Source organism: Carboxylicivirga linearis, assembly GCF_018271995.1.
GTDB lineage: Bacteria > Bacteroidota > Bacteroidia > Bacteroidales > Marinilabiliaceae > Carboxylicivirga > Carboxylicivirga linearis.
This window is the reverse complement of record NZ_JAGUCO010000087.1, coordinates 1-1,591: the sequence shown is the minus strand read 5'-3', so window position 1 is coordinate 1,591 and position 1,591 is coordinate 1. Positions and strand designations below refer to the sequence as shown.

At 32.1% G+C, this 1,591-nt stretch carries 1 protein-coding gene; it reads right to left on the bottom strand.

Going from position 1 to position 1,591, the window contains the following annotated elements:
- Positions 1–296 precede the first annotated feature (296 nt).
- A partial coding sequence (gene xerA, locus KEM10_RS23685; RefSeq protein ID WP_212220832.1) for a site-specific tyrosine recombinase/integron integrase occupies positions 297–1,591 on the bottom strand: 1,295 nt, incomplete at its 5' end.

Genomic DNA, 1,591 nt, shown 5'->3' with positions numbered 1-1,591 from the left:
AACTATGTAATAGACGGAGTATGCTCTCTATCCCACATATAGCCAGTCTTGTTTTTTTTGTTACTACTATTTTAATATATAGTCTATTTTTTTTAGCACTTATACAGCTTCGCTTCCTCAGTCACAATAAATATTATGCATCATCCTCCATCTTTATATATCCTCCAAATATCCACATACCACACCCTATCATTAGCACTAATCTACTGTCTAGAAATACATTAATAAAAAACTTATCTATTTTAAAGTTATCTTGACACAAAACCTTTACTCATCATAAAAAAAATCATTTTTTTCTAAACATCCAAGTCGTCTAAAGGACTTTTTAGTTTACTAATATCTCTTTTTGATATATAAGTATAGATTTCGGTAGTCTTTGTACTGGTATGACCAAGTAATTTCTGAATATTTCTTATATCCATTCCTGAATCATGTAAATGGGTAGCAAAAGAATGTCGTAACATATGAGGTGTAACACGCTTTTCTAAACCTGCTTTGAGGGCAGCTCGTTTTATTACTCTTTGTACACTGCTTGTACTATATTTCCCTCCATTTTGTCCTTCAAAAAAATAAAAATTAGGTCTATCCATTCTTAAATATTGTATTAACAGATCTTTCAGTTTTTCTGACAAACTAACAATCCTGCTTTTATTGCCTTTACCTTGATTTATAACGATTATGTTATCATCAAAATTAACATCTTCAACTTTAAGATTTACCAACTCTCCACACCGAATCCCGGTTGCATATAATAAATAAAGCAAACACCTATGCTTTATATAGATGTTTAATCTTAATAGAGCTTCTATTTCTTTTTTCTCTAACACCTTTGGCAAACCTTTTACTTTTGAAGGGCGAGGTATATGATTGGAGTTGAAATCCCGGTCAGTCATTGATAGAATAAAGCGCTTTACTGCACTCACCGCAATATTTTGAGCTGACGGAGAATAGTTCAGTTCTTGTCGTATAAAGAACAGATAATCTCGAATCTCTTCATCACTTATCTCCTTAATAGTTTTGCCTCCATAATAATTCTTTAACTTCTTAAGCTGACTGCCATAATTCTCTATTGTCCTCTTACTTGCCCCCTGCAAAGTCATAACCTTAATAAAATCCTGAATCTCTTTATCGTCTTTGTAATACTGCCTTTTTAAATGAGATTGTACTTTTTCATCATGTTTCACACTAACCTGCAGATAGCAACCTTGTTGTTTGAAATAATTTTGAATCGATTCCTTTCTGCTCAAATAATTAGGTACAATCCAAAATTGTCGTCTCGATTCAAAGAAACACCCTAATTCGCGCAAAAATCTACTCCATTCTTGCTTATATGGAACAGGTAACTTCAAATATCCTTTATCATACATTAAAATTATTGATACCAGAGGCTGATTAACTGTCGGTTCATCGTCACCATAATTTTTCAGATGATTTTGTTTAGAATTAGTTGTTTCGGGCTTAAGATACCTTGTAGATATTTGCACTACTTGTTTTAAATCCTGGAATAATTTCTGCTTATACTCTGTTTTATTCCGAATATAATAGCATTTGTATTGATGGCTATAATGCACATAATCCAACTTGCCTATAA